A 24,112-nucleotide genomic window follows, 5' to 3' on the forward strand; every position below is an offset into this window, starting at 1 on the left:
TCAGTCGCAGGGCTCAACCCGACTGGACTAGAGTCGGGTCCTTTGTGCGGGGCCCGGCGGCGGGGCCCCCTGGGGAGAGCGGGGGTGGCGGGAGCATGCGCGGGTCCGGTGCCCTGCGGGACGCGCCCGCCGTGCAGGCGCTGCGGCTGTACGGGCTGGTGGCGGCCGGCGGCTTCCGCCGCTTCTCGACGTACCGCGCGGCCACCGCCGCCGGCGTCTTCACCAACACGGTCTTCGGCTTCATCCTGGCCTACACGTTCATCGCGCTCTGGCACGAGCGCCCGCAGCTCGGCGGGTACGACGAGGCGCAGGCGCTCACCTTCGTCTGGATCGGCCAGGCGCTGCTGGCGCCCGCCGCCCTCCTCGGCTACGGCTTCCAGGAGGACCTCCAGGAGCGCATCCGCTCCGGCGACGTGGCCGTGGACCTCTACCGCCCCGCGGACCTGCAGCTCTGGTGGCTGGCCCACGACCTGGGCCGGGCCTCGTTCCAACTGCTCGGCCGCGGCATCGCGCCGATGGCGGTGGGCGCGCTGGCGTTCGAGCTGGCGCTGCCGACGGCGGCGCACACCTGGCTGCTCTTCCTCCTCTCCGTGACGCTGGGCTGCCTGGTGAGCTTCGCCATCCGCTACCTGGTCGGCCTCGCCGCGTTCTGGCTCCTCGACGGCCAGGGGATCAACCTGATGAACTCGCTGGTGGCGATCCTCCTGTCCGGCACCCTGCTGCCGCTGACCGTCTTCCCCGGCGCCGCCGGCGACCTCGCGCAGGCGCTGCCGTGGGCGGCGATGCTCCAGGTCCCCGCCGACGTGCTGCTCGGCCGGCACACCGGCGCGGGCCTCGCCGGTGCGCTGGCGTTCCAGGCGGCCTGGGCGGTGGCGCTGCTGGCCGCCGGGCGGGCGATGCAGGCGCTCGCGACCCGCAAGGTGGTGGTGCAGGGTGGCTGAGCTGGCCGCGGGGGTGCGGGGGTACGGGCTGATCGTCGCCATGTGGGTGCGTACGACGATGACGTACCGCATGTCGTTCGCCATGACCGCGCTCGGCAATCTGCTGATGACCGCCGCCGACTTCGCCGCGATCGCGATCATGTTCTCGCACACCGACGTGCTCGGCGGCTTCACCTTCGCCGAGGTCGGGCTCCTCTACGGCACCACCTCCACCTCCCTGGGCCTGGCCGACCTGCTGCTGGGCAACCTGGACCGGATCGGCAGCAGGATCCGCGACGGCACGATGGACACGCTGCTGGTCCGGCCGGTGCCGGTGTTCGCGCAGATAGCCGCCGACCGCTTCGCGCTGCGCCGGATCGGGCGGGTGCTCCAGGGGCTGATCGTGCTGGTCTGGTCGCTGACCGCGCTGGACGGCGTGGCGTGGACGCCGGTCGCGGTGGTGCTGGTCCCGGTGATGGTGCTGTCCGGGGCGGCGATCTTCGGGGCGGTGTTCGCGTGCGGCGCGGCGTTCCAGTTCTGGGCCACGGACGCGGCCGAGGTGCAGAACTCCTTCACGTACGGCGGCAACATGCTCACCCAGTACCCGCCGACGATCTTCAGCAAGGAGCTGGTGCGCGGCGTGACGTTCGCCGTGCCGCTGGCGTTCGTCAACTGGCTGCCGGCCCTGCACATCCTCGGCCGGGACGACCCGCTGGGCCTGCCCGGCTGGGTCGACTTCGCCTCGCCGCTGGTCGCCGCCGCGTGCTGCGCGCTGGCCGGGCTGGCGTGGCGCACGGGGCTGCGCGGGTACCGCAGCACGGGAAGCTGACGCGACGGTGCACACGACGCGAAGGAGGGGCACGTGATCGAGGTCGAGGACCTGGAGAAGGTCTTCGTCGTACGCCGCCGGGCGGGCCGGCTGCGCCGTACGCGGCACGAGGTGCGCGCCGTCGGCGGCATCAGCTTCTCCGTGCCCCGCGGCGAGATGGTCGGCTACATCGGCCCCAACGGCGCGGGCAAGTCCACCACCATCAAGATGCTCACCGGCATCCTCACCCCCAGCGGCGGCCGGCTGCGCGTCGCGGGCATCGACCCGGCGCGCGAGCGGACGAAGCTGGCCCGGCGCATCGGCGTGGTCTTCGGCCAGCGCACCACCCTGTGGTGGGACCTGCCGCTGCTCGACTCGTACCGGGTGATGCGCCGCATGTACCGCATCCCCGGCGACCGTTACCGCGAGAACCTGGAGCGCTGCACCGAACTGCTGGGCCTCGGCGACCTGCTGGAGGTGCCGGTGCGGCAGCTCTCGCTCGGCCAGCGGATGCGCGGGGACATCGCCGCCGCCCTGCTGCACGACCCCGAGGTGCTGTATCTGGACGAGCCGACGATCGGCCTGGACGTGCTCAGCAAGGCGAAGGTGCGGGAGTTCCTGCGCGAGCTGAACGCGGAACGCGGCACGACCGTGCTGCTCACCACGCACGACCTGTCCGACATCGAGCAGCTCTGCAAGAGGGTCATGGTCATCGACCACGGCCGGCTGATGTACGACGGCGGCCTCGACGGGCTGCACGCGGTCGGCGAGAGCGAGCGGATGCTCGTCGTCGACCTGGAGCGCGAGCTGCCGCCCATCGACCTCGCCGGCTGCCGCACGGTGAAGGTGGAGGGCCCGCGGCAGTGGCTCGCGTTCCCGGCGGGGGCGAGCGCGGCGCCGCTCGTCGCGGAGGTGGCCGCGCGGTGGCCGCTGGTGGACCTCTCGGTGCGGGAGCCCGACATCGAGGACGTCATCGCCCGCATGTACGCATAGGGTTTGTGCATGACGAGCGATGAGCACCTGCCGGAGCTGCGCGCCTCGGACGCCGACCGGGAGCGGGTCGCCGACATCCTGCGTGACGCGCTGGCGGAGGGCCGGCTCGCCATGGACGAGTTCGAGGAGCGCCTGGAGGAGACGTACCGGGCGAAGACCTACGCCCAGCTCGAACCGCTCACCCGCGACCTGCCCGCCGCGGGCGCCGCGCCCGCGCCGCGCGAGGCGGCGCCCGCGGCCCGGCCCGCGGCCGGCTGGGCCGGCCGCGTCGGCGGCGAGGCGACGTCGCGCCGGGGCATCGCGATCATGAGCGGCTTCCAGCGCAAGGGCGCCTGGACGGTGCCGCGGCGGTTCACCATGTTCTCGTTCTGGGGCGGCGGCGAACTGGACCTGCGCGAGGCGGACTTCGAGGCCGCGGAGGTGGAGATCCGCTGCATCTCGATCATGGGCGGCGCGCACGTCATCCTGCCGCCCGACATGGCGCTGGAAGTGCGCGGCATCGGCATCATGGGCGGCTTCGACCACTCCCAGACCGGCGTCCCCCACGCTCCCGGCGCCCCGCGCGTCACGCTCACCGGCTTCGCCTTCTGGGGCGGCGTGGGGACGAGCCGGAAGAAGACCAAGGCGGCCAGGCGCGCGGAGGCGGAGGCGGCCAGGGAGCAGCGGCGGCTGGCCAGGGAGGAGCGGCGCCTCGCGCGCGAGGAGCGCCGCAAGCGGCTGGAGTAGTACGGGAGTCGCCGCGTAGGCCGGGTCAGAGCACGGCCTGGGCGCGGGGCTTGAGGTCCGCGGGGTCCAGGGTCAGGGCCATCTCGTGGAAGCCCAGGTCCGTCAGGTGCAGATGGTCGCCCGAGTCGTACGCCGGGTGCAGGCGCGCGGGCCGGTCCGGGTCGCGCAGGGCGGCGTCGAAGTCGAGGACCGCGTCGAAGACGCCGCCCGCGCGTATCAGTTCGTTGACCTCCTGCCGTACGCGCTCCGCCCGCGGCGTGTACGCCGCGTGCCCCCGGAACGGCATCAGCGTCGCGCCGAGCACCCTGAGGCCCCGGTCGCGGGACTGCCGTGCGGTCTCGCGCAGGCCGGCGACGATGGCGTCCGCGTCGGCGGTGGCGGGGGACTTGAGGATGTCGTTGATGCCCAGTTCGACGATGACGGCCTTGACGCCGGTGCGGGAGAGCACGTCACGGTCGAGGCGGTTGAGCCCGGAGGGGCCGTTGCCGGGGAACTCGGTGCCGCCGTCGGTGAGGATCCGGTTGCCGCTGAGGCCGAGGTTGAGCACCCCGTAGCGCGGGGCGCCGGGCTCCTCGCGCAGGCGGACGGCGAGGTAGTCGGTCCAGCGGCGGTTGGCGCCGGGCGTGGAGGTGGTGCCGTCGGTGAGCGAGTCGCCGAGGACGGCGACGGCGCCGGTGGCGTGCTCGCTCCAGACGTCGACGGCGGTGACGTAGCGCCAGGACCGGAACTCCCGGTCGTACGCCGTCCCTTCGGCGTCCCGGGTGTGGTCGCCCGCGGCCAGGTAGGAGGTCTGCAGCGCGTGCGGGTGGTACGTGACCGGGCCGGCCGGCGCCGGCGCGTACGTCGTCACCAGCAGGTCGGTGTCGGCCGGCACCCGCAGCCGTACGGGGTCGCTGGTCACCGTCCGGCCGGCGGGGATCGTCACCGCGGTGGCGCCGGCGAAGGTCAGGGGCCGCATCGTCTCCGGCTGCGCCGCCGGGGCACCCGCCCCGGCGGCGACGGCGACGCTGGAGCGGGTGAGGGTCAGCGGCGTCTCGCCGTACTCGTTGGACAGGTGTATCCGGGCCCTCGCGCCGCCGATGGAGGTGTGCACGACGTTGCGCAGGGACATCCCGGCGAAGCCGTCCCGGGTGCCCGGCTCCGCCGCGGCCTGCGCGGCGGCCCAGGTGCCGGCCCAGCCGCCGACGGAGGCGGGGGCGGCGGCGTCCGCGCCGCCGCCGGCGCCCGCGGCCGCGGGCACGCCCGGGCGGTCGGTGAGGGCATGCACGCCGACGACGAGCAGGGCCACGACCGCCACCAGGGCGGCGAGCACGGCGTAGCCCGTCCTGTTCCTCACGTCAGCCTGCTCCCCCGGAAGTTCGTCGTACGCGCCGTCTCGGCGGTCCGCCATCCTAGCGAGGGGAGGGAGACGTTCCGGTCACAGCCCCGGCATCGCCCGGTCCGTCGCCGGGGGTCTCGTCCTCCGGTGCGGCGCCGGCGATGCGGTGGCCGAGGAGGAGGCGGGCGGCGACGCCGCCGGCGGCGAGCACGGCGACGCTGATGGCCAGCGTGAGCGTGTAGCCGTTGTCGAAGGCCGAGGCGGCGCTCTCCAGCAGCGAACGCGAGCCGTCCGGCGGCAGTTCGCCGGCGACCGCGCGGGCCTCGTCGATGCCGTCGGAGGCCGCCGCGGGGGCGCCCGCGGGCAGGTCGACGGTGGCGGTGTAGACGGCGGTCAGGACGCTGCCCAGGACGGCGACGCCGGTGAGGCTGCCCAGTTCGAACGAGACCTCCTCCACCGACGACGCCATGCCGGCCCGGTGCGGCGGCGCGCCGCCGATGATCGCGGCGGAGGCCGCGGTCATGACCGCGCCGAGCCCCAGTCCGGTGAGGATCACGCCGGGCACGACCCAGCCCGCGGCGCGCCCGGCGCCCAGCAGCGGGCCGATGCCCGGCGTGAGCAGCAGGGTCAGCACGATGCCGAGGGCGCCGACGAGCAGCCCGCCGCCGATGAGGTGCCGCGCGGGCACGCGGTAGACCAGGCCGCCGGCGACGACGCCCGCCGGGAGGGCGCCGACGGCCGAGGCGGCGACCACCAGCCCGGCGTGCAGCGGGCTGAGGCCGAGCACGAGCTGGAGGCGCTGGGCGAGGATCAGCTCGACGCCCGCGGTGGCGAACATCGACAGTCCCGCGCCGAGGACCCCGGCGAGCAACTGCCGGTTGCGGAAGAGCGCGAAGTCGATCAGCGGGTACGTGCGGGTGCGCTGGCGGCGTACGAAGACGGTGAACCCTGCGGCGGAGACCAGCAGCGCGGCGACGATGTGCACCGGGTCGGGCTCCGGCCGGGCGCCCTCCTTGATCGCGTACACGAGGCCGACGAGCCCGGCCATGACCTGCACCGAGGCCACCGGATCCCACGGCCGGTCCTTGCTGCCCGAGCCGCCGGGCGCGAGCAGCGCGGTGGCGGCGAGCGCCGCCAGCACGACGGGGACGTTGACGAGGAAGACCGAGCCCCACCAGAAGTGGTTCAGCAGCAGCCCGCCCGCTACCGGGCCGAGCGCCGCGCCGACGACGGCGACCGTGCCCCAGATGCCGATGGCGATGCCGCGCTCGCGTTCGTCGTCGAAGGTGATCCTCACCAGCGCCAGCGTCGCGGGCATCATCGCCGCGGCGCCGACCGCGAGGAACGCGCGGGCGCCGATCAGCACCGCCGCCGAGGGCGCGAACGCGGCCACCGTGGACGCCGCGCCGAAGAGGACGAGCCCGGTGAGGAACATCCGCTTGTGGCCCACGCGGTCGCCCAGCGTCCCGGCGCCCAGCAGCAGCCCGGCCATCACCAGCGGGTAGGCGTTGATGATCCAGAGCTTCGCGGACGCGTCGGCGTCCAGGTCGGCGGTGAGGGTGGGCAGGGCCGTGTAGAGGATCGTCACGTCGAGCGAGATCAGCAGCAGTCCCGCCGAGACGGTCGCGAGCACCCACCAGCGTCGCGCCTTCACCATGGAGCACCTTGCTTTCTGCCTGTGTGTGCGTGCGCGGGTACGTGCGCGGGCGGGCGGTCAGGACGCCGGGTCGATGAGCGCGGCGAGCCGCCGGCGCACCGCCTCTTCCACCTCGGGGCCGAGGGTGGACTGCGCGGTGGCGTGGAACAGCCACAGCCCGTCCGCCGCCACCCGGGCCAGGAAGAGGTCGACGGCCTCCGGGTCCGGGTCCGGGCCGGGCGGCTCGGGCGCCCAGCGGTCGGCGAACTCGTCCCAGATCCGCGCCAGCTCCGGCCGGGTGGCGGAGGCGACCATGAAGACGAAGTCCGCCGTCCCGCCGCTCTGCCCGCAGCACCGCACGTAGGCCGCGGCCCGCTCGCGGGCGGTGGTCTCCTCGAAGGGCTTGCCCAGCTCGGCGCGGAGGCGCTCGTCCAGGGTCTCGGTCAGGTGCCGCTGGATGGCCAGCAGCAGCGCGTCGCGGCTGGGGAAGTGGTACATCAGCCCGGGCTTGGTGAGGCCGGCCTCGGCCGCGACGGCGTCGAGCGTGAGCGCGGTGATCCCCGCGCGTTCGACCACGCGGAGGGCGGCTTCGAGGAGCTGGGTGCGGGAGCTCGGTCGCATGGAACGTAACTTTACCATCCGGAAGGTAAAGTTACGGCGGCGCCGTCCGGCCGGGCCCGGGACACCGGGAACCCCCGATCCGTTCTCCGAGTGAAAGATGGTGCCGGGCCCGGGGACAATGGCCCTCGGGAACGGCGTGAGCGGACGGAGCGCGATGGATCGGCCGGCAGCGGAAGGACCGGGGGGCTTTGCCTATACGGACGCCGACGCGGAGAAGCGGCGCGGCGTGCGCCGGATGAAGACCCTCGCGACCGGCCTGCTGCTGCTGGCCGCCGTGGTCTTCACCCTCGCCCGCTGGGCGCAGCACAACGGCGCCGGCGCCTGGTCGGGCTACGTCGCCGCGGCGGCGGAGGCGGGCATGGTCGGCGCGCTGGCGGACTGGTTCGCGGTCACGGCGCTCTTCAAGCGGCCCCTCGGGCTGCCCATCCCGCACACCGCGATCATCCCCACCAAGAAGGACCAGCTCGGCCGGAGCCTCGGCGACTTCGTCGGCGAGAACTTCCTCTCCGCCGACGTCGTACGCGCCCGGCTGCACGCGCTCGGCCTCGGCAGCCGCGTCGGCGGCTGGCTCGCCGAGCCCGACAACGCCGACCGGGTCACCGCCGAGGCGTCGACCGTGCTGCGCGGCGCGCTGACCGTGCTGCGGGACAACGACGTGCAGGCCATCGTCGGGGAGGCCATCAACCGCCGGGCCGCCGCCCTGGAGGTCGGCCCCGGGCTCGGGAAGCTGCTGGAGAGGGTCGTCGCGGACGGCGGCCACCGCCGCGTCGTGGACATGGTCTGCGAGCGCGCCGAGTCCTGGCTGATCCTCAACGGGCCCTCGGTCGTCGGCGCCGTCGCCGGCGGCGCACCCGGCTGGACCCCGCGGTTCGTCGACCGCCGGGTCGGCGAGCGGGTCTACAAGGAACTGCTGCGGTTCATCGGCGAGATGCGCGACTCGCCCGAGCACCCGGCGCGCGGCGCGCTCGACCGCTTCCTCTCCGACTTCGCCGCCGACCTCCAGGGCGACACCGCGACCCGGGCGCGCGTCGAGCGGCTCAAGGGCGAGATCCTGGCCCGCGACGAGGTGCAGGACTTCATCGCCTCGGCGTGGACGTCACTGCGCGGCATGATCGTCGGCGCGGCCGAGGACGAGCGGAGCGAGCTGCGGCTGCGGGCACGGACGGCGCTGCTGTCGTTCGGGCAGCGGATGGCGGCGGACGAGCGGCTGCAGGCGAAGGTCGACGGCTGGGCGGAGGACGTCGCGACGCACGTGGTGACGACGTACCAGCACCAGATCACGTCGCTGATCTCGGACACGGTCGCGGGCTGGGACGCGGACCAGACGTCGCGCAAGATCGAGGCCAACATCGGCCGGGACCTGCAGTTCATCCGCATCAACGGCACGGTGGTGGGCTCGCTCGCGGGGCTGGTCATCTACACGGTGTACCGGGCGGTCGCGGGCTGAGCGGGGCGGTCGCCGCCCGGGCCGGGCGGGGCGGTGCCGCGTTAGGATGCGCGCAGACGCCGCGTACGCCTCGTACGGGACGGTGAACGGAAGGGAGGACGGCCCCGATGCTCCGCATCCTCGATGCCGCCACGCGCTGGCGCATGGTCGCCGTCGCCCTGCTCCTCCTCGCCGCCGACCTCGTCCTCGACGAGACGGGCGTCGCCACCGGCCTCGCCGGTGCCGCGGCCTCCGCCGCGTCCGCCGCCCTGACGCTGCTCGCCGGGCTCGCGCTCTGCGCCGCCGTCGCGGCGCCCGCGTCGGCCGCCGGAATCCGCACCGCGCTGCGCGAACGCGCGCGGCGCACCGCCTTCCTGCCCCAGCGGGACCCGGACGCCGCGGGCCGCCCGCGGCCCAGGGCGCCCGGCCGTCGCACCGCGACGGCCGTGTAGGCGCCCCGCCGTACACCGCCCGTAGCCCGCAGCACGGCCCCCGGCCGTGCGCTGCCCGCTACCCGCGATGCCGCCCGCCGGGCGCCCCGCACGGCTCGTCACGCCGCCCCTCTTCCGGCACGACGAGACCTGTGGAGCCCTTCCATGTCCGTATTCGGCGCGCTCTCCGCCCTCCTGTCCGGCCTCGCCGGCACCCTCGACCCCCTCTTCGGCGCCTCCGCCACCGGCGTCGCGATCATCGTCTTCACCCTGTGCGTACGCCTCGCCCTGCACCCCCTCGCGCGCGCCGCCGCGCGCGGCGACCGGGTGCGCAGGGACCTCGCGCCGCAGGTGGCGGAGATCCAGCGCAAGCACCGCCACGACCCCGAGCGGCTGCGCCGCGCGCTCACCGAGACGTACGCGGAGGCCGGCGCCTCGCCGCTGGCGGGCTGCGGCCCGATGGTGCTGCAGATCCCGGTGTTCATGGTGATGTACCGGCTCTTCACCGGCCACGACCACGACCTGCTCACCCACACCCTGCTCGGCGCCCCGCTGGGCGGGCGGTGGTCCGACGCGCTCGCGGACGGCGGGGTGTTCGGGGCGCACGGCATGGTCTACGCGGGGCTCTTCGCGGTGATCGCGGGGGTGGCCGCGTACACGTTCTGGCGCAGCCGCCGGATGATGGCCGAGCGCAAGGCGGAGGCGGAGGCCGTACGGAAGGCGGCGGCCGCGAAGGGCGCGGGACGCGGGAAGAACGGCAAGGGCGGGAAGAAGGGCGGGAGGGCGCAGGCCGCCGCGCCGCCGCCCGAACTCCCGGGCCCCGCCGCGGGACTCACCCGCTGGCTGCCCCTGCTCTCCTTCGGCACCCTGGTCACGGCCGCGATCGTGCCGCTCGCCGCGGGCCTCTACCTGGCGACCACCACCGCATGGACCGCCGCGGAACGCACCCTCCTCTACCGCCACCCGGGTCCACGGGCTGAACAGGGTATTGCGGAATGAACAGCCGTCAACGGATGATCGATCGACCGCGGAGAGGGGAGTCATCACATGAAGCTGCTGCGTGTCGGACCGTCGGGGAGCGAGCGCCCGGCCCTGCTCGACGACGGAGGGACCCTGCGGGACCTCTCCGGAGTCGTGTCCGACGTGGACGGAGCGCTGCTGTCCGACGACGCGGCGCTCGCCCGCGTACGGGACGCCGCCGCGGCCGGCGACCTGCCGGCGCTCGACGCCGAAGGGCTGCGCACGGGGCCGCCGGTGGCCGGGATCGGCAAGATCGTGTGCATCGGGCTGAACTACCACGACCACGCGGCCGAGACCGGCGCGGCCATCCCGGCCGAGCCGATCCTCTTCATGAAGGCCCCGGACACGGTGGTGGGCCCCGAGGACACCGTCCTCGTGCCGCGCGGCAGCGAGAAGACGGACTGGGAGGTGGAGCTGGCGGTGGTCATCGGCCGTACGGCCCGCTACCTGGAGTCCGACGCGGACGCGCTGGCCGCGGTCGCCGGCTACGCCGTGGCGCACGACGTCTCCGAGCGCGAGTTCCAGTTGGAGCGCGGCGGGCAGTGGGACAAGGGCAAGAACTGCGAGACGTTCAACCCGCTGGGCCCGTGGCTGGTGACGGCGGACGAGGTGCCGGACCCGCAGGCCCTGGGGCTGCGGCTGTGGGTGAACGGCGAGAAGCGCCAGGACAGCACGACGGCGGACCAGATCTTCCCGGTGGCCCATGTGGTGCGGTATCTGAGCCGGTTCATGACGCTCTACCCGGGCGACGTGATCAACACCGGTACGCCGGCGGGGGTCGCGCTGGGCATGGCGGAGCCGAAGCCGTATCTGCGCGCGGGCGACGTCGTGGAGCTGGAGGTCGACGGCCTCGGCCGGCAGCGGCAGGAGATCAAGGGCGCGTAGGCGCAGGACGACTGCGAGGGCGCCGCCGGAGGGATCCGGCGGCGCCCTCGGCGTCTGTACGGGCCTCTCCGTACGGCGGCGTCCGTACGGGCCGCGCGAGACGGCCCGTACGCGGGCGCTCAGCCCTTGAGCAACTCCCGCACCGCCGGGGCCAGCGCGCGGAACGCCTTGCCGCGGTGGCTGATGGCGTTCTTCTCCTCGGGGGTGAGCTCGGCGCAGGTGCGGTCCTCGCCGAGCGGCTGGAGGACCGGGTCGTACCCGAAGCCCCCGGTGCCCGCCGGCTCGTACCGCAGCGTGCCCTCCAGCTTCCCCTCCGCGACCCGCTCCGTGCCGTCCGGCAGCGCGAGGGCCGCGGCGCAGGCGAAGTGCGCGGCGCGGTGCCCGGGGCCGACGTCGGAGAGCTGGGCGAGGAGCAGGGCGAGGTTCGCGGCGTCGTCGCCGTGCCGGCCGGCCCAGCGGGCGGAGAAGATGCCGGGGGCGCCGCCGAGGACGTCGACGCAGAGCCCGGAGTCGTCGGCGACCGCGGGGAGCCCGGTGGCCCGGGCGAGCGCGTGCGCCTTGAGGAGCGCGTTCTCGGCGAAGGTGACGCCGGTCTCGGGCACGTCCGGGACGTCGGGGAAGTCGGCGGCGCCGAGGAGTTCGGCGTCGACGCCCGCCTCGCCGAGGATGGCGCGCAGCTCGGTGATCTTGCCCGCGTTGCGGGTGGCGAGGACGAGACGGTGCGCGGTCACGAGGTGCAGACGTTCGTCAGTTCGCCGGCGGCGTCGCCGACCGGCCGGAAGTCGGGTACCTCGCCGCGGTCGGTGGCCTGCTGGGCGTTGTCGACCGCCCGCTGGAGGTCGTCGACCGCCTTGCCGACGTCGGCGTTGTCGGCCTGGTCGCCGAAGTCGTCGAGGTTCTTGTCGATCTCGTTGAGGGCGTCCGCGGCGGCCTGCGGGTTCTCGCCCGCGCCGGAGACGGCTTCCTGCAACTGATCGACGTCGGCCGCGATCCTGGTGGCGAGCTGGCCGCAGTCTATGGCCTTGCTCACGGCGTCACACGCGCCGGTGAGCGTCACCGCGGCGGCGCCCGCCGCCAGCGCGACGCCCGCGCGGGTCCAGAGCCTCTTCCCCATCACTGGTCTCCCTCCAGTGCCGTGCGCTGCAGCCCGTCGAGCTGCGCGCAGCCGCCGACCGCGAGGTCGAGCAGCGCGTCGAGTTCGGCGCGGGCGAACGGCTCGCCCTCCGCGGTGCCCTGCACCTCGACGAAGCGTCCGTCGCCGGTGCAGACGACGTTCATGTCGGTCTCCGCCCGCACGTCCTCCTCGTAGCAGAGGTCGAGCAGCGGCACGGAGCCCACGATGCCGACGCTGACGGCGGCCACGGTGCCGGTCAGCGGTGTCGCCTTGGACTTGATCAGCTTGTTCCGCCGGCCCCACGCGACGGCGTCGGCGAGGGCGACGTACGCCCCGGTGATGGCGGCGGTACGGGTGCCACCGTCGGCCTGGAGGACGTCGCAGTCGAGGACGACGGTGTTCTCGCCGAGGGCCTTGAAGTCGATGACGGCGCGCAGCGACCGGCCGATGAGCCGGGAGATCTCGTGCGTGCGGCCGCCGATCTTGCCGCGTACGGACTCCCGGTCGCCCCGGGTGTTCGTGGACCGCGGCAGCATCGCGTACTCCGCGGTGACCCACCCCTCGCCGCTGCCCTTGCGCCAGCGCGGCACGCCCTCGGTGAAGCTGGCGGTGCAGAGCACCCGGGTGTCGCCGAAGGACACCAGCACGGACCCCTCGGCGTGCATGCTCCAGCCGCGTTCCAGCGCCACGGGGCGCAGCTCGGCGGGGGTACGTCCGTCGATACGGCCGAAGCCGCCGGAGGTCTCAGAGGTAGCCATGCCCCCGACCCTATAGGCCCTTCATGAAGGCCGGCCCTCCGTCCCCGCCCCCGGACCAAAAGGCCCCGCGGCCCGCACCGCGGTGCCCCTGGGGACAGCGCCCTGGGCCCCCTACTGCGTGATCTCCCGGTTCGCCGTCGTCGAGTTCGACCCGCCCGCCCCGGGCCGGGAGACCGGCCGGGGAGATCCTCAGACCTCGTACACCGCGCCCGCGCGCGCCAGTTCGACCGGACCCCCGTACATGTCCTTCGCGTCCCGCAGGTTGACCTGCGGGTCGGTCCACGGCGGGATGTGCGTGAGCACCAGCCGCCCCACGCCCGCCGCCGCGGCGGCCTCGCCCGCCTCGCGGCCGTTGAGGTGCAGGTCGGGGATCTGCTCGCGGCCGTGGGTGAACGCCGCCTCGCAGAGCAGCAGATCGGCGTCCGCGCTCAGTTCGGTCAGCGCCTCGCAGGGGCCGGTGTCGCCGGAGTAGACGAGGCTGCGGCCGTCGTGCTCGATGCGGAAGGCGTACGCCTCGACCGGGTGGCTCACCCGGTCCGCGTGCACCCGGAACGGGCCGATCTCGAACGCGCCCCGCTCCAGCGCCCGGAAGTCGAAGACCTCGCTCATCGACGTCTCCGAGGGGGTGTCCGCGTACGCGGTGGTGAGCCGCTGCTCCGTGCCCTTGGGGCCGTAGACGGGGAGCACGTCCGCGGGGCCGCCGTCGTGGCGGTAGTAGCGCGCGACGAAGTAGGCGCACATGTCGATGCAGTGGTCCGCGTGCAGGTGGCTCAGGAGGACGGCGTCGAGGTCGTACAGTCCGCAGTGCTGCTGCAGTGCCCCCAGCGCACCGTTGCCCATGTCGAGCAGGAGCGCGTACCCCTCCGCCTCGACCAGGTAGCTCGAACACGCGGAGTCCGCGGACGGGAACGAGCCCGAGCAACCGACGACGGTGAGCTTCATCGGGGAGGGACCTCCGGCACGGTCGGGACGGGGCGACGATGCCCCGCCGGCTCTGCCGAGGGTAAGCCGGGACGGACCGGAGCGGTCCCCCGGCCATCCCGGTTGTGGGCGGAATCACCAGTATGGCGACCCGCCTGCGCGGCGCCGCGCGCGTGCGCGGGCGGCGCCGGGGACCGGTCCTAGGATCGGGTGCATGGACGCCTCGTGGTGGCCGGCCATCGTGGCCGTGGTGGTGCTGGCCGTGATCGCCGGGCTGGTCGACAGCTTCGGCCGGGTGCGGCGCGCGCACCGGCGCCCGGCCGGGCCGGAGGGCGGAAGCGAGCCGGGCGCGGGCCCGGCGCGGGCGCCGGAGCCCGGCGAGGTGTGGTGGGCCGCCGTGCCGTACGGGAACGCGGAGACGGCGGACGGCGAGGACCGGCCCTGCCTGGTGCTGAAGACCGCGGGCGAGACGGTGACGGTGGCCTGGATCACCACCCGGGAGGACGGCGGCCGGCCGGACCGGATCCCGCTGCCGCCCGGCTCCGCCGGCGCCGGGGCGGACCGCCCGGCGTTCCTGGAGACGGACGCGCTGCGCGAGGTCGCCCTCCGGGACCTCCGCCGCGGCGCCGGTCCCGTGGACCCGGCGGTGTGGGACCGGGTCCGGCACCTGTCCGACACCTGACGCCCCGGAAAGTCTCCCGGCATCCGAGCAGATTCGTCTCAGTGTTCGGAACGTACGAGGTAAGCCCGCCGCGGCCGTGCCATCCTTCCCCCATGCTGACCATCACGGAGGAGCTGTACGAGCAGATCGTCGCCCACGCCCGCAAGGACCACCCCGACGAGGCGTGCGGCGTGGTCGCGGGCCCGGCGCCGGCGCCCGCCGACGGCCGGCCGCAGCGCTTCATCCCCATGCTCAACGCCGCCCGCTCCCCCACGTTCTACGAGTTCGACTCGCAGGACCTGCTCCGGCTCTACCGGGAGATGGACGACCGCGACGAGGAGCCGGTGGTGATCTACCACTCGCACACCGCCACCGAGGCGTACCCCTCCCGCACCGACGTCTCCTACGCCAACGAGCCCGGCGCCCACTACGTCCTGGTCTCCACCGCCGAGTCCGGCGACGGCGAAGAGCCGGTCTCCTTCCGCTCGTTCCGCATCGTGGACGGTGTGATCACCGAAGAGGACGTCAAGGTGATCGCCTCGTACGACGACGCCCCCGCCGGCTGAGACCCCGGTCCGCATCATGAAACGGCGATCCGGCGGGCGGACGGGGAATCGATACCATGAGCCCATGGTTGTCCACGACGTGACCCGGAAACCCCCGGGCGGGCAGGTGCTGCTCGTCGCCCGTCTCCACGTCGACCTCTGCCGTCTCGCCAGCGCCGCCTGTACGACCGCGCCGCCCCGCGCGGCCGGCCGCGCCTGACTCCGCCGACCCGGCGTCCGGCGGCCCCGGCCGCGTACGTCCCCGCCCGCCTGCGGCGCGGCCGGCCCGCGTCCGCAAGCGCCCGCAGCCCGACTCCCCGTATCCCACAGGAGCCCCGAAATGGCCATCGAGGTCCGCATCCCGACCATCCTCCGCAGCTACACCGACGGCGCGAAGGCCGTCGAGGGCGACGGCACCACGCTGGCCGAGCTGATCGACGACCTGGAGTCCCGGCACACCGGGATCCGCGCGCGCCTGGTCGACGGCGACGACCTGCGCCGGTTCGTCAACGTCTACCTCAACGACGAGGACGTCCGCTTCCTCGACGGCATCGCCACCAAGCTCACCGACGGCGACAGCGTGACGATCCTGCCCGCCGTCGCCGGCGGCTCGGTCTGATGCGTTACGAGAGCACCCTCGCGGCCGTCGGGGACACGCCCCTGGTCCACCTGCCCCGCCTCTCCCCCGCCCCCGACGTGCGGATCTGGGCGAAGCTGGAGGACCGCAACCCCACCGGCTCCGTGAAGGACCGCCCGGCGCTCTTCATGGTCGAGCAGGCGGAGAAGGACGGCCGGCTCACCCCCGGCTGCACGATCCTGGAGCCCACCTCGGGCAACACCGGCATCTCGCTGGCCATGGCGGCGAAGCTCAAGGGCTACCGCATCGTCTGCGTGATGCCGGAGAACACCAGCGCGGAGCGGCGCCAACTGCTCGCCATGTGGGGCGCGGAGATCATCTCCTCGCCCGCGGCCGGCGGCTCCAACACCGCCGTACGGGTCGCCAAGGAGCTGGCCGCCGAGCACCCGGACTGGGTGATGCTCTACCAGTACGGCAACCCCGACAACGCCGGCGCGCACTACGCCACCACCGGCCCCGAGATCCTCGCGGACCTGCCGTCGATCACCCACTTCGTGGCCGGCCTGGGCACCACGGGCACGCTCATGGGCGCCGGCCGGTTCCTCCGCGAGCACCGCCCCGGCGTGCAGATCGTGGCCGCCGAGCCGCGCTACGACGACCTCGTCTACGGGCTGCGCAACCTCGACGAGGGCTTCGTGCCCGAGCTGTACGACGAGTCGGTGCTCACCACCCGCTACTCCGTCGGCTCCGAGGACGCCGTGACCCGTACCCGCGAACTCCTCCGCGAGGAGGGCATCTTCGCGGGCGTCTCCACCGGCGCCTCGCTGCACGCCGCGATCGGCGTGGGCCGCAAGGCGGTACGGGCCGGGGAGAGCGCGGACATCGCGTTCCTCGTCGCGGACGGCGGCTGGAAGTACCTGTCGACGGGCATCTACACCGCGGAGACCACGGAGGAGGCCGTCGCCGCGCTGCACGGCCAGCTCTGGGCGTAGCACCCGGCGTACGCGCCGGGCGCGCGGCGGGAACGGGGGCGCGGCCGGCTACTGCGCCCCCGCGACGTACTCCGGTCCCGCCTCCCGGGCCGCGGCCCGCCGCCGGCTCACCGCCCACCCGCCGGAGAGCAGCACCGCCCATCCCGCGCCCACGTACAGCGAGACGCGCGCGTCGGCGTCGAGCGCGGTGAGCACGGTGACGAAGGCGAGGAACACCAGCGCCAGCCAACTGCACACCACCCCGCCCGGCGCCGGGAACGACGAGGCGGGCAGGTGTCCCGCGGCGACCCGGCTGCGGTAGCGGATGTGGCTGACGAGGATCATCGCCCAGGTCCAGATACCGGCGGCGGTGGCCACGGACATGACGTACCCGAACGCCTTCTCCGGCACGAGGTAGTTGAGGACCACGCCGACGGACATGACCACGACCGACATGGCGATGCCCGCGGCCGGCACCCGGCGCGGGCTGAGCCGGCCGAAGACCTTGGGCGCCTCGGCGTTGGCGGCCAGGGCGCGCAGCATGCGGCCGGTGGAGTACATGCCGGAGTTGCACGACGACAGGGCCGCGGTGAGCACGACGAAGTTGACGATGCCGGCGGCCAGCGGGATGCCGATCTTGCCGAAGGCGGCGACGAACGGGCTGATGCCCTCGCTGAACTCCGTCCACCGGACCACCGACAGGATGACGATCAGCGAGCCGACGTAGAAGATGACGATCCGCCAGGGCAGCGTGTTGATCGCCTTGGGCAGGGTCTTCTCGGGGTTCGCGCTCTCGCCCGCGGTGACGCCGACGAGTTCGACGGCGAGGTAGGCGAACATCACGCCCTGGAGGGTCATGAGGCTGTCGCCGATGCCGTTGGGGAAGAAGCCGCCGTGGTTCCAGAGGTTCGTGGTGGTGGCGGTGCTGCCGGCGGCGGAGAAGCCGAGGGTGAGGACGCCGACGCCGATGACGATCATGCCGATGATCGCGGTGACCTTGACCATCGAGAACCAGAACTCCAGCTCGCCGAAGATCTTCACCGAGATCAGGTTGACGCCGAAGAGGAGCAGGAGGAAGCCGAGCGCGCTCACCCACTGGGGGATGGCCGGCCACCAGTAGTTGATGTAGATGGCGGCGGCGGTTAGCTCGGTCATGCCGGTGACGGCCCACATCAGCCAGTACGTCCAGCCCGTGACGTAGCCGAAGTAGGGGCCGAGGAACTCGCGGGCGTACTCGGCGAAGCTGCCGGAGACGGGGCGGTAGAGGAGCAGTTCGCCCAGGGCCCGCATGATGAAGAAGATCACGACGCCGGCGAGCGCGTAGAGGAAGATGAGGCTGGGCCCCGCCTTCTCGATGATCTTGCCGGCGCCCAGGAAGAGGCCCACCCCGATGGCGCCGCCGATGGCTATCATCTGGATCTGGCGGCTGCCGAGCCCGCGCTCGTAGCCCTCCTCGGAGGACGGAGCCGCGCCGCCGCCCTCCGGCACCTTCGCAGTGGTCATGTGGAGTTGTGCCCTTTCCCGTGCAGTCCCCCGTCTGCAGCTTTACCACGGGAAAAGGGTGATTATGTGCACATTCACCCGAACGGGCCCCAGGAGAGCCCGCGGGCCTAGCCCATCAGCGTCTCGATCAGGGTCTCCTGGAGCCCGCCCAGCCACAGGTACGCCATCACCATCGGTTTGCGCTCGTCCTCGTCCGGCAGCCGGAACAGCTCCTCGCCGTCGTCGTCGTCGCGGATGTCGAGCCGCGCGCCTATGGCCAGCCGCAGGTCGTTCAGCGTCGCGAGCCACTGCCGCGACTCCTCCGGGCCGACCTTGAGCACGGCGCCGCCCTCGCCCTGCACGGAGAGCAGGTCGAGCCCGCGGACGACCGCCAGCGCGTTCTCCCGCTTGCTCTCCCGCAGCTCCGGCTCGGTGTAGCGGCGGAACTCCGCCGAGCGGGCCCGCTCCTCGTCGTCCGGGCCCTTGCCCGGCTCGCCGTACGCGTCGGGGAAGAGCCGCGCCAGCGCCGGGTCGGACGGCGGCTTGCTGGGGCCCTCGGCGAAGAGCGCGTCCAGCGGGTCGGCGGGCGGCGGGGCGTCCGCGGGGGCGTCGCCGGGGCCGATCAGCTCCAGCAACTGCACGGTCAGGGTGCGCAGGATGGAGATCTCCAGCTCGTCCAGCGCGACGGCCGCGCCGCCGCCGGGAACCGCTTCGAAGTGCCCCGCCATCAGCGGTCCTGCTGGAGGGTGGCCCACAGGCCGTAGCCGTGCATCGCCTGCACGTCCCGCTCCATCTCCTCGCGGGACCCGCTGGAGACGATGGCCCTCCCCTTGGTGTGTACGTCCATCATGAGCTTGCGGGCCTTCTCCCTCGGATATCCGAAGTACGCCTGGAAGACGTACGTCACGTAGCTCATGAGGTTCACCGGGTCGTTGTGGACGATCGTCACCCAGGGGACGTCCGGTTCAGGCACCGCCGCGGGTGACTGGGACTCGACGGTCTCCGGGCGCTCGATCTCCGTGGGTGCGACGCTCACGGTTGGCGGCAACTCCTCGTTAGCTCCGGCTGCGATCGCAGCCCTGACGGTCCCATGCTGCCACCCGAGACGGTGCCGCAGCCATTCGGACACCGGAAATCGTCAGAGTGACGAGTATGGGCGTAGGATCAGGTGCATGTCGGAACTGAAGCTGCCGGTCACCGTCCCCTCGACGGCTCTCTTCACCGATCACTACGAGCTGACCATGGTTCAGGCCGCGTTGCACGCCGGCACCGCCGGCCGGCGGTCGGTCTTCGAGACCTTCACCCGCCGGCTGCCCGAGGGCCGCCGCTACGGGGTCGTCGCGGGCACCGGGCGCGTCCTGGACGCGCTGGAGAGCTTCCGCTTCGAGCCCGAGGTGCTGCGCTTCCTCCGCGCGCACGACGTGGTCGACACCCCGACGCTGGAGTGGCTCGCGGACTTCCGGTTCACCGGCGACATCTGGGGCTATCCCGAGGGCGAGGTGTACTTCCCCGGCTCCCCCGTGCTGCGCGTCGAGGGGAGCTTCGCCGAGTGCGTGCTGCTGGAGACGGTGGTGCTGTCGATCCTCAACCACGACTCCGCCATCGCCGCCGCGGCCTCCCGGATGGCCGTCGCCGCCGCCGGCCGGCCGCTCATCGAGATGGGCGCCCGGCGCACCCACGAGCTGTCCGCGGTGGCCGCCTCCCGGGCCGCGTACGTCGGCGGCTTCGCCTCCACCTCCGACCTGGCCGCCGGCTTCCGCTACGCCATCCCCACCGTCGGCACCGCCGCGCACGCCTTCACGCTGCTGCACGACAGCGAGCGCGAGGCGTTCACCGCGCAGGTCGAGTCCATGGGCGTGGGGACGACGCTGCTGGTCGACACGTACGACGTGGAAGCCGCGGTCCGTACCGCCGTGGAGGTCGCGGGCCCGGAGCTGGGCGCGGTGCGCATCGACTCCGGCGACCTGCTGCTGGTCGCGCACCGGGTGCGCCAGCAGCTCGACGAGCTGGGCGCGGAGCGCACCCGGATCATCGTCACCAGCGATCTCGACGAGTACGCCATCGCCTCGCTCGCCGCCGCCCCCGTGGACGCGTACGGCGTGGGCACCCGGCTGGTCACCGGCAGCGGGCACCCGACGTGCTCGATGGTCTACAAGCTGGTCGCCCGCGCCGCCTCCGACGCCCCCGACGCGCCGCTGGTGCCGGTGGCGAAGCGGTCGACGGGCGGGAAGACGTCGATCGGCGGGCGGAAGTGGGCGGCCCGGCGGCTCGACGCGTACGGGGTCGCGGAGGCCGAGGTCGTCGGCACCGGGGAGGTGCCGGCGGAGCTGGCGGGGCGGGAGCTGCTGGTGCCGCTGGTGCGCGGCGGGAAGATCGTGGGCCGGGAACCCATGGACGATGCCAGGGCCCGGCACGTCGTGGCCAGGGACGGGCTGCCGCTGTCCGCCACCCAGCTCTCCAGGGGCGAGCCGGTCCTGCCGACGGAGTACGTATGACACCCGGCCCAGCGGGCAGAGAACCGGGACGCGCGGCGGCTTGGCTCCCAGCGGTCCGCCCGTCCGACGCCGACTCACGAAGGGCATCGCACCATGCATCGTGCACTGATCGTCGTTGACGTGCAGAACGACTTCTGCGAGGGCGGCAGCATGGGGGTGACCGGGGGCGCGGACGTCGCCGCCGCGATCACGGACCTGATCGGCCGGTCCACGGCCGGCTACCAGCACGTCGTCGCCACCCGCGACCACCACATCGAGCCGGGCGACCACTTCTCGGCGCACCCGGACTTCGTGCACTCCTGGCCGCGGCACTGCGTGGCCGGCACGGAGGGCGTCGGCTTCCACCCGAACTTCGCCCCGACCGTCGCCTCCGGCGCGATCTCGGCGGTCTTCGACAAGGGCGCGTACGCGGCGGCGTACAGCGGCTTCCAGGGGGCGGACGAGAACGGCGTGCCGCTGGCGGACTGGCTGCGCGCCCGGGAGGTCACGGAGGTCGACGTGGTGGGTATCGCCACCGACCACTGCGTGAAGGCCACGGCGCTGGACGCGGCGGCGGAGGGCTTCCGCACCCAGGTGCTGCTGGACCTGACGGCGGGCGTGGCCGAGGACAGCACCCACCGGGCGCTGGGGGAGCTCGCGGAGGCGGGCGTGGAGCTGACGGGCAAGCCCGTCGTCGGCTGACGCCACGGGCGCCCTCAGGGCCGCCCGCGGGGCCCCCGGGGCCGCGGCGTGCGCTTCCCGCGCCCGGAGAGCCCGCGGCCGCGCCCGTACGCCTACGTCGCCAGCCGGAAGAGCGCCGCTATCGGGTGCCAGGGCTCCGTGTCGTCGTCGAGCGAGCCGCGCCAGACCAGGCCGTCGGGGTGGCAGAGCACGGCGGTCACCTCGTCGGGCGTGGGCGGGTGCGCGTTGCCGCGGAGGTAGACGGAGCGCAGGCCCAGGTTCCGCAGCCGCGTCAGGGCCCTGGCGCGGTTCGCGGCGTGGACGAGCACACGTATCCGCCGGCCCTCCACGGGGGCCGGCAGGGAGACGGCGACCACCATGCTGCCGTCCGGCAGCTTGGTGAATCCTCCTCCGCCCATGGCGCTCCTCACGTGGTCGTCGGTCGGCCGTTCTGCTCACGCCATCTTTACGCGATCGGCCGCCACCCCGCCAGGGGCAGCGGCCGACACGTCTCTGACCTGCGATTTTACCGAATCACCTACCGGAGGGCGCCACCTGGATTGTCATGGTCCGGCCATGACTGGGCTCCTGGACGATGGTGATCTTCGTGTTGGTGTCCGGCACCTTCACGCTGCCACCCGGGTTCCCCTCGTCCCAGTACGACCCCTTGCGGTCGTCGAAGACCGGGACGCCCTTCTTCGACGTGATCTTCGCCGGCTTCCCGTCCTTGTGCAGGGTGAAGCCGTCGGTCGGCTGGGTGCTGAAGGTGGCGTCGTACGCCTGGATGCGGTTCCGCATCACCGAGCCGTCCGCCCACTTCTCCGGCTTCGGGTGCGAGTCGACCGGCAGCACCAGACCCTCGCCCGGGTGCTCGCTGGTGTTGTTGTCGAGCTGCGAGGTGTCCCACAGCCAGACGGCCAGGCCGTTCTGGTACGGGAAGTGCTCGACCCAGTCCGGCTTGTCGGTGACCCAGCCGAAGTTGTACGGGCCGCTCTTGAGCGTCTTGTCGTACGACACGTACTGCCGGTTCTCGGCGATGTAGTACTGCGGGTAGTCCTTGGTGAAGGACTCCTCGACGCGCGAGAAGCCGTCCGCCGTCCAGCCCGCGTCGTCGCCCTCGGCACCGTCCGCGAAGACCTCCGCACCGTCCGCCGTGATCGTCAGCGCGTCGGCGGCGAAGCCCTTCTGGGCCACCCCGCCGTCGGTCTGGTAGCGGAAGCGGAGCTGGATCTCCTGGCCCGCGTAGGCGTCGAGGGAGTACTCCAGGTCGCGGTACTCGCCGGAGACGCCGGTCAGCGCCGGCCGGTCGCCGCCGTCGCGCGGGATCTGCGCGCCGTCCGCGGTGCCGTCGAGCGGGGTGAAGCCGGCGCCGCCGTCCGTGGAGACCTCGGCGTAGAGGTAGTCGTAGTTCTCCTCGATGTCCCACCAGCCCGCGAGGCTGAGCGAGGCGCTGGACTTGCCGGTCAGGTCGACCGTGCGGGTAAGGGAGTGGGACAGGTCGTCGCCCATGCCGCTCCACCACTGCTTGCTGCCCTCGGCGGGCTTGGTGATGGTGGTGGTGACGGCCTTCTCGGGCAGCTCGACGACGAGCGCCTGCGGCTTGCCGTCCACCTGCTCCTCGGCGCGGCCGAGGGTGTGCTTGGAGCGGGTCGCCGCCTTGGCCGTGTCGTAGTCCAGCCAGCCGAGTTGGAGCTTGTCCCAGGCGGTCATGTCGCCGGGCAGGTCGCCGATGGCGTCCTTGCCGCGGCCGAGCCAGGAGCCGGAGGACATGAGCGACCAGAAGGCGGTGGAGTTCTCGCCGCCCGCGGTGTCGTACAGGTCGGGCAGGCCGAGGTCGTGGCCGTACTCGTGGGCGAAGACGCCGAGTCCGCCGTTCTCCGGCTGGACGGTGTAGTCGCCGACCCACACGCCGGTGTCGCCGATCTGGGTGCCGCCGCCCTTGTTCTCGCCGGGGCCCGTTTGCCCTGCGTCGGTGCCGTAGGCGTACCAGCGGTGCGCCCAGATGGCGTCCTCGCCCTGTGCGCCGCCGCCGGCGGACTCGTCCTCGCCCGCGTGCACGAGCTGGAAGTGGTCGATGTAGCCGTCGGGCTCGTCGAAGTTGCCGTCGCCGTCGAAGTCGTAGCGGTCCCAGACGTCGTACTCGGCGAGCTGCGCCTTGATCTCGGCGTCGGTCCTGCCGGCGGCCTTCTGGTCCTCGGCCCACTTGGCGGTCGCGTCGCGGACCAGGTCCCAGACGGAGGCGCAGGTGGAGTCGCCGCAGTAGTTGGAGCCGTAGCGGGCCTCGTTCCACTTCACCGAGACCCAGTCGCTGACCTCGCCGTCCACCGTGTACTTCCCGGAGGACTGCTTCTCGTAGTACTTCGCCACGGACTGCTTGTCCGCTTCCTTGGAGAAGTAGAGGTCCTGGTAGTGCTGACGGTCGTAATCGGCCTTCCAGTCGGTGGAGTTGTCCACCGCCCGGTCCGGCTCGGCTATCTGGTTGTGCGCGGGTCCCGCGTCGCCGCCGTACTTGACGACGGGCGGCTTCGGGCCCTCGGGGCCGTCCGGGTCGTACATGGTCTCGTTGTCGACGTCGTCGCCGAACTCGACCAGCACGGTGAAGATCTTGTCGGTCTTCGCCCCCCGGCCCAGCTCGGCGTACTTGCCGTCGTCGAGCTTGACGACGGTCGAGCCGTCCTTCTTCGCCCGCGGCTGCGCCTCGGTCTCGCCGGAGAGCAACTGCTGGAGCGCGGCCTCCTGGCGCGCCTCCTGCTCCTTGCTGAACGGGCCGTCGAGGTCGTGTTCCTGATGCTTCGGCGCCCGCGCCGGGTCACGGCGTTCGAGCTGGGCCGCGCCGTCGCCGGGGTCGGCGGCAGCCTGCCCCAGGGGAAGCAGAGCCGCCCCGAGTGCGGCTGCAACCACCGTGGTAACGGCAGTTTTTGACAACTTTCTTTGCCTGCTCTTCACGTTTGCGCTGTCCCTCCCGCGTCGCCGCACGAATAGGTGTGCCTGCATTCGACCGGAGTGAACAAAGAAATGACAGTCTTGACTTGGACACTTCAGAGGGCTACGGCACCTGAGCCGCTGGTGACGGCGTTGCCCACCCCGGCATGACACCGTGCGCCCCCTCGTGCACCCCCCGAGTGGGTAAGGTCACGCTTACTT

At 73.1% G+C, this 24,112-nt stretch carries 27 protein-coding genes; 15 read left to right on the forward strand and 12 right to left on the reverse strand.

What is annotated here, in order from left to right:
- Positions 1–95 precede the first annotated feature (95 nt).
- The 4 genes from DMB38_RS10745 to DMB38_RS10760 are packed head-to-tail and all read left to right on the forward strand — an operon-like array spanning position 96 to position 3,447.
- Positions 96–941 (forward strand): ABC-2 family transporter protein, encoded by an 846-nt coding sequence (locus DMB38_RS10745; RefSeq protein ID WP_125934978.1) that lies wholly within the window; start codon positions 96–98, stop codon positions 939–941.
- Positions 934–1,749: an ABC transporter permease gene (locus DMB38_RS10750; protein WP_125934979.1), complete on the forward strand. Its 816-nt coding sequence runs from the start codon at positions 934–936 to the stop codon at positions 1,747–1,749. Before DMB38_RS10745 ends, DMB38_RS10750 begins: the two co-directional genes overlap by 8 nt.
- Before the next feature lie 33 nt (positions 1,750–1,782).
- Positions 1,783–2,721, forward strand: coding sequence for an ATP-binding cassette domain-containing protein (locus DMB38_RS10755; RefSeq protein ID WP_047015952.1), 939 nt, complete (start codon positions 1,783–1,785; stop codon positions 2,719–2,721).
- A 9-nt stretch (positions 2,722–2,730) separates the two neighbouring features.
- Positions 2,731–3,447, forward strand: a complete 717-nt coding sequence (locus DMB38_RS10760; protein ID WP_125934980.1) for a DUF1707 domain-containing protein — start codon at positions 2,731–2,733, stop codon at positions 3,445–3,447.
- Between the two features lie 25 nt (positions 3,448–3,472).
- Here the strand turns inward: DMB38_RS10760 and DMB38_RS10765 are convergent, their stop codons facing one another.
- The 3 genes from DMB38_RS10765 to DMB38_RS10775 are packed head-to-tail and all read right to left on the reverse strand — an operon-like array spanning position 3,473 to position 7,022.
- On the reverse strand, positions 3,473–4,783 hold the full coding sequence (locus DMB38_RS10765) for an SGNH/GDSL hydrolase family protein (RefSeq protein ID WP_125938947.1): 1,311 nt from the start codon (positions 4,781–4,783) through the stop codon (positions 3,473–3,475).
- A gap of 55 nt (positions 4,784–4,838) precedes the next feature.
- Positions 4,839–6,422 carry an MFS transporter gene (locus DMB38_RS10770; protein WP_125934981.1) on the reverse strand — a complete coding sequence of 528 codons (1,584 nt, stop codon included), beginning with the start codon at positions 6,420–6,422 and terminating at the stop codon, positions 4,839–4,841.
- Between the two features lie 57 nt (positions 6,423–6,479).
- Positions 6,480–7,022, reverse strand: a complete 543-nt coding sequence (locus tag DMB38_RS10775) for a TetR family transcriptional regulator (RefSeq protein ID WP_125934982.1) — start codon at positions 7,020–7,022, stop codon at positions 6,480–6,482.
- A 154-nt stretch (positions 7,023–7,176) separates the two neighbouring features.
- Here DMB38_RS10775 and DMB38_RS10780 point away from each other — a divergent pair, with 154 nt between their 5' ends.
- The 4 genes from DMB38_RS10780 to DMB38_RS10795 all read left to right on the forward strand — a co-directional run bounded on the left by DMB38_RS10780 (position 7,177) and on the right by DMB38_RS10795 (position 10,784).
- Entirely contained in the window at positions 7,177–8,469 is a 1,293-nt protein-coding gene (locus tag DMB38_RS10780; RefSeq protein WP_125934983.1) for a DUF445 domain-containing protein, read from the forward strand.
- Between the two features lie 107 nt (positions 8,470–8,576).
- Positions 8,577–8,900: a DUF6412 domain-containing protein gene (locus DMB38_RS10785; RefSeq protein ID WP_125934984.1), complete on the forward strand. Its 324-nt coding sequence runs from the start codon at positions 8,577–8,579 to the stop codon at positions 8,898–8,900.
- 144 nt (positions 8,901–9,044) lie between these two features.
- Positions 9,045–9,878: a YidC/Oxa1 family membrane protein insertase gene (locus DMB38_RS10790; RefSeq protein WP_125934985.1), complete on the forward strand. Its 834-nt coding sequence runs from the start codon at positions 9,045–9,047 to the stop codon at positions 9,876–9,878.
- Positions 9,879–9,926: 48 nt separating this feature from the next.
- Positions 9,927–10,784, forward strand: coding sequence for a fumarylacetoacetate hydrolase family protein (locus DMB38_RS10795; RefSeq protein WP_125934986.1), 858 nt, complete (start codon positions 9,927–9,929; stop codon positions 10,782–10,784).
- Positions 10,785–10,903: 119 nt separating this feature from the next.
- Here the strand turns inward: DMB38_RS10795 and rdgB are convergent, their stop codons facing one another.
- The 4 genes from rdgB to DMB38_RS10815 all read right to left on the reverse strand — a co-directional run bounded on the left by rdgB (position 10,904) and on the right by DMB38_RS10815 (position 13,598).
- Positions 10,904–11,515 carry an RdgB/HAM1 family non-canonical purine NTP pyrophosphatase gene (rdgB, locus tag DMB38_RS10800; RefSeq protein WP_125934987.1) on the reverse strand — a complete coding sequence of 204 codons (612 nt, stop codon included), beginning with the start codon at positions 11,513–11,515 and terminating at the stop codon, positions 10,904–10,906.
- Positions 11,512–11,898, reverse strand: a complete 387-nt coding sequence (locus DMB38_RS10805) for a hypothetical protein (protein ID WP_125934988.1) — start codon at positions 11,896–11,898, stop codon at positions 11,512–11,514. The genes rdgB and DMB38_RS10805 overlap by 4 nt, the downstream gene beginning before the upstream one ends.
- Entirely contained in the window at positions 11,898–12,656 is a 759-nt protein-coding gene (gene rph, locus DMB38_RS10810; protein WP_125934989.1) for a ribonuclease PH, read from the reverse strand. Before rph ends, DMB38_RS10805 begins: the two co-directional genes overlap by 1 nt.
- Before the next feature lie 189 nt (positions 12,657–12,845).
- Positions 12,846–13,598: an MBL fold metallo-hydrolase gene (locus DMB38_RS10815; RefSeq protein ID WP_125934990.1), complete on the reverse strand. Its 753-nt coding sequence runs from the start codon at positions 13,596–13,598 to the stop codon at positions 12,846–12,848.
- A gap of 193 nt (positions 13,599–13,791) precedes the next feature.
- Between DMB38_RS10815 and DMB38_RS10820 the strand changes: the two genes are divergently transcribed.
- From DMB38_RS10820 to DMB38_RS10840, 5 genes are all read left to right on the forward strand, one after another.
- Positions 13,792–14,259 carry a type II toxin-antitoxin system PemK/MazF family toxin gene (locus tag DMB38_RS10820; protein WP_125934991.1) on the forward strand — a complete coding sequence of 156 codons (468 nt, stop codon included), beginning with the start codon at positions 13,792–13,794 and terminating at the stop codon, positions 14,257–14,259.
- A gap of 92 nt (positions 14,260–14,351) precedes the next feature.
- Entirely contained in the window at positions 14,352–14,804 is a 453-nt protein-coding gene (locus DMB38_RS10825; RefSeq protein ID WP_125934992.1) for a M67 family metallopeptidase, read from the forward strand.
- Positions 14,805–14,868: 64 nt separating this feature from the next.
- Positions 14,869–15,003: a putative leader peptide gene (locus tag DMB38_RS10830; RefSeq protein ID WP_346429503.1), complete on the forward strand. Its 135-nt coding sequence runs from the start codon at positions 14,869–14,871 to the stop codon at positions 15,001–15,003.
- Between the two features lie 120 nt (positions 15,004–15,123).
- On the forward strand, positions 15,124–15,402 hold the full coding sequence (locus DMB38_RS10835) for a MoaD/ThiS family protein (protein WP_125934994.1): 279 nt from the start codon (positions 15,124–15,126) through the stop codon (positions 15,400–15,402).
- Positions 15,402–16,352: a cysteine synthase gene (locus tag DMB38_RS10840; protein ID WP_125934995.1), complete on the forward strand. Its 951-nt coding sequence runs from the start codon at positions 15,402–15,404 to the stop codon at positions 16,350–16,352. The genes DMB38_RS10835 and DMB38_RS10840 overlap by 1 nt, the downstream gene beginning before the upstream one ends.
- Before the next feature lie 48 nt (positions 16,353–16,400).
- Here DMB38_RS10840 and DMB38_RS10845 read toward each other — a convergent pair whose 3' ends face one another.
- From DMB38_RS10845 to clpS, 3 genes are all read right to left on the reverse strand, one after another.
- The gene (locus DMB38_RS10845) at positions 16,401–17,834 is read right to left on the reverse strand and encodes an amino acid permease (protein ID WP_125934996.1); all 1,434 of its coding nucleotides are present in this window, start codon (positions 17,832–17,834) and stop codon (positions 16,401–16,403) included.
- A 107-nt stretch (positions 17,835–17,941) separates the two neighbouring features.
- Entirely contained in the window at positions 17,942–18,541 is a 600-nt protein-coding gene (locus tag DMB38_RS10850; RefSeq protein WP_125934997.1) for a DUF2017 domain-containing protein, read from the reverse strand.
- On the reverse strand, positions 18,541–18,849 hold the full coding sequence (gene clpS, locus DMB38_RS10855; protein ID WP_018834043.1) for an ATP-dependent Clp protease adapter ClpS: 309 nt from the start codon (positions 18,847–18,849) through the stop codon (positions 18,541–18,543). Before clpS ends, DMB38_RS10850 begins: the two co-directional genes overlap by 1 nt.
- Before the next feature lie 136 nt (positions 18,850–18,985).
- On the opposite strand from clpS, the gene DMB38_RS10860 reads away from it, so the two are divergent.
- Positions 18,986–20,308, forward strand: a complete 1,323-nt coding sequence (locus DMB38_RS10860; protein ID WP_125934998.1) for a nicotinate phosphoribosyltransferase — start codon at positions 18,986–18,988, stop codon at positions 20,306–20,308.
- A 93-nt stretch (positions 20,309–20,401) separates the two neighbouring features.
- A complete protein-coding gene (locus DMB38_RS10865) occupies positions 20,402–20,989 on the forward strand; it encodes an isochorismatase family protein (protein ID WP_125934999.1) in 588 nt (195 codons plus the stop codon).
- Between the two features lie 92 nt (positions 20,990–21,081).
- Here the strand turns inward: DMB38_RS10865 and DMB38_RS10870 are convergent, their stop codons facing one another.
- The gene (locus DMB38_RS10870) at positions 21,082–21,387 is read right to left on the reverse strand and encodes a hypothetical protein (protein ID WP_101424330.1); all 306 of its coding nucleotides are present in this window, start codon (positions 21,385–21,387) and stop codon (positions 21,082–21,084) included.
- Positions 21,388–21,502: 115 nt separating this feature from the next.
- Complete coding sequence (locus tag DMB38_RS10875) at positions 21,503–23,686, reverse strand: immune inhibitor A domain-containing protein (protein ID WP_125938948.1); 2,184 nt, start codon at positions 23,684–23,686, stop codon at positions 21,503–21,505.
- Positions 23,687–24,112 lie beyond the last annotated feature (426 nt).

The sequence above is a fragment of the Streptomyces sp. WAC 06738 genome, assembly GCF_003945505.1.
Lineage (GTDB): Bacteria > Actinomycetota > Actinomycetes > Streptomycetales > Streptomycetaceae > Streptomyces.

Excerpts from the sequence above, each read along its gene's own strand:
- DMB38_RS10745 (WP_125934978.1), top strand. The coding sequence starts at position 96 with ATGCGCGGGTCCGGTGCCCTGCGGGACGCGCCCGCCGTGCAGGCGCTG.
- DMB38_RS10760 (WP_125934980.1), top strand. The coding sequence starts at position 2,731 with ATGACGAGCGATGAGCACCTGCCGGAGCTGCGCGCCTCGGACGCCGAC.
- DMB38_RS10770 (WP_125934981.1), bottom strand. The coding sequence starts at position 6,422 with ATGGTGAAGGCGCGACGCTGGTGGGTGCTCGCGACCGTCTCGGCGGGA.
- DMB38_RS10775 (WP_125934982.1), bottom strand. The coding sequence starts at position 7,022 with ATGCGACCGAGCTCCCGCACCCAGCTCCTCGAAGCCGCCCTCCGCGTG.
- DMB38_RS10780 (WP_125934983.1), top strand. The coding sequence starts at position 7,177 with ATGGATCGGCCGGCAGCGGAAGGACCGGGGGGCTTTGCCTATACGGAC.
- DMB38_RS10785 (WP_125934984.1), top strand. The coding sequence starts at position 8,577 with ATGCTCCGCATCCTCGATGCCGCCACGCGCTGGCGCATGGTCGCCGTC.
- DMB38_RS10790 (WP_125934985.1), top strand. The coding sequence starts at position 9,045 with ATGTCCGTATTCGGCGCGCTCTCCGCCCTCCTGTCCGGCCTCGCCGGC.
- DMB38_RS10795 (WP_125934986.1), top strand. The coding sequence starts at position 9,927 with ATGAAGCTGCTGCGTGTCGGACCGTCGGGGAGCGAGCGCCCGGCCCTG.
- DMB38_RS10805 (WP_125934988.1), bottom strand. The coding sequence starts at position 11,898 with ATGGGGAAGAGGCTCTGGACCCGCGCGGGCGTCGCGCTGGCGGCGGGC.
- rph (WP_125934989.1), bottom strand. The coding sequence starts at position 12,656 with ATGGCTACCTCTGAGACCTCCGGCGGCTTCGGCCGTATCGACGGACGT.
- DMB38_RS10815 (WP_125934990.1), bottom strand. The coding sequence starts at position 13,598 with ATGAAGCTCACCGTCGTCGGTTGCTCGGGCTCGTTCCCGTCCGCGGAC.
- DMB38_RS10820 (WP_125934991.1), top strand. The coding sequence starts at position 13,792 with ATGGACGCCTCGTGGTGGCCGGCCATCGTGGCCGTGGTGGTGCTGGCC.
- DMB38_RS10825 (WP_125934992.1), top strand. The coding sequence starts at position 14,352 with ATGCTGACCATCACGGAGGAGCTGTACGAGCAGATCGTCGCCCACGCC.
- DMB38_RS10830 (WP_346429503.1), top strand. The coding sequence starts at position 14,869 with ATGGTTGTCCACGACGTGACCCGGAAACCCCCGGGCGGGCAGGTGCTG.
- DMB38_RS10835 (WP_125934994.1), top strand. The coding sequence starts at position 15,124 with ATGGCCATCGAGGTCCGCATCCCGACCATCCTCCGCAGCTACACCGAC.
- DMB38_RS10840 (WP_125934995.1), top strand. The coding sequence starts at position 15,402 with ATGCGTTACGAGAGCACCCTCGCGGCCGTCGGGGACACGCCCCTGGTC.
- DMB38_RS10845 (WP_125934996.1), bottom strand. The coding sequence starts at position 17,834 with ATGACCACTGCGAAGGTGCCGGAGGGCGGCGGCGCGGCTCCGTCCTCC.
- DMB38_RS10850 (WP_125934997.1), bottom strand. The coding sequence starts at position 18,541 with ATGGCGGGGCACTTCGAAGCGGTTCCCGGCGGCGGCGCGGCCGTCGCG.
- DMB38_RS10860 (WP_125934998.1), top strand. The coding sequence starts at position 18,986 with ATGTCGGAACTGAAGCTGCCGGTCACCGTCCCCTCGACGGCTCTCTTC.
- DMB38_RS10865 (WP_125934999.1), top strand. The coding sequence starts at position 20,402 with ATGCATCGTGCACTGATCGTCGTTGACGTGCAGAACGACTTCTGCGAG.
- DMB38_RS10870 (WP_101424330.1), bottom strand. The coding sequence starts at position 21,387 with ATGGGCGGAGGAGGATTCACCAAGCTGCCGGACGGCAGCATGGTGGTC.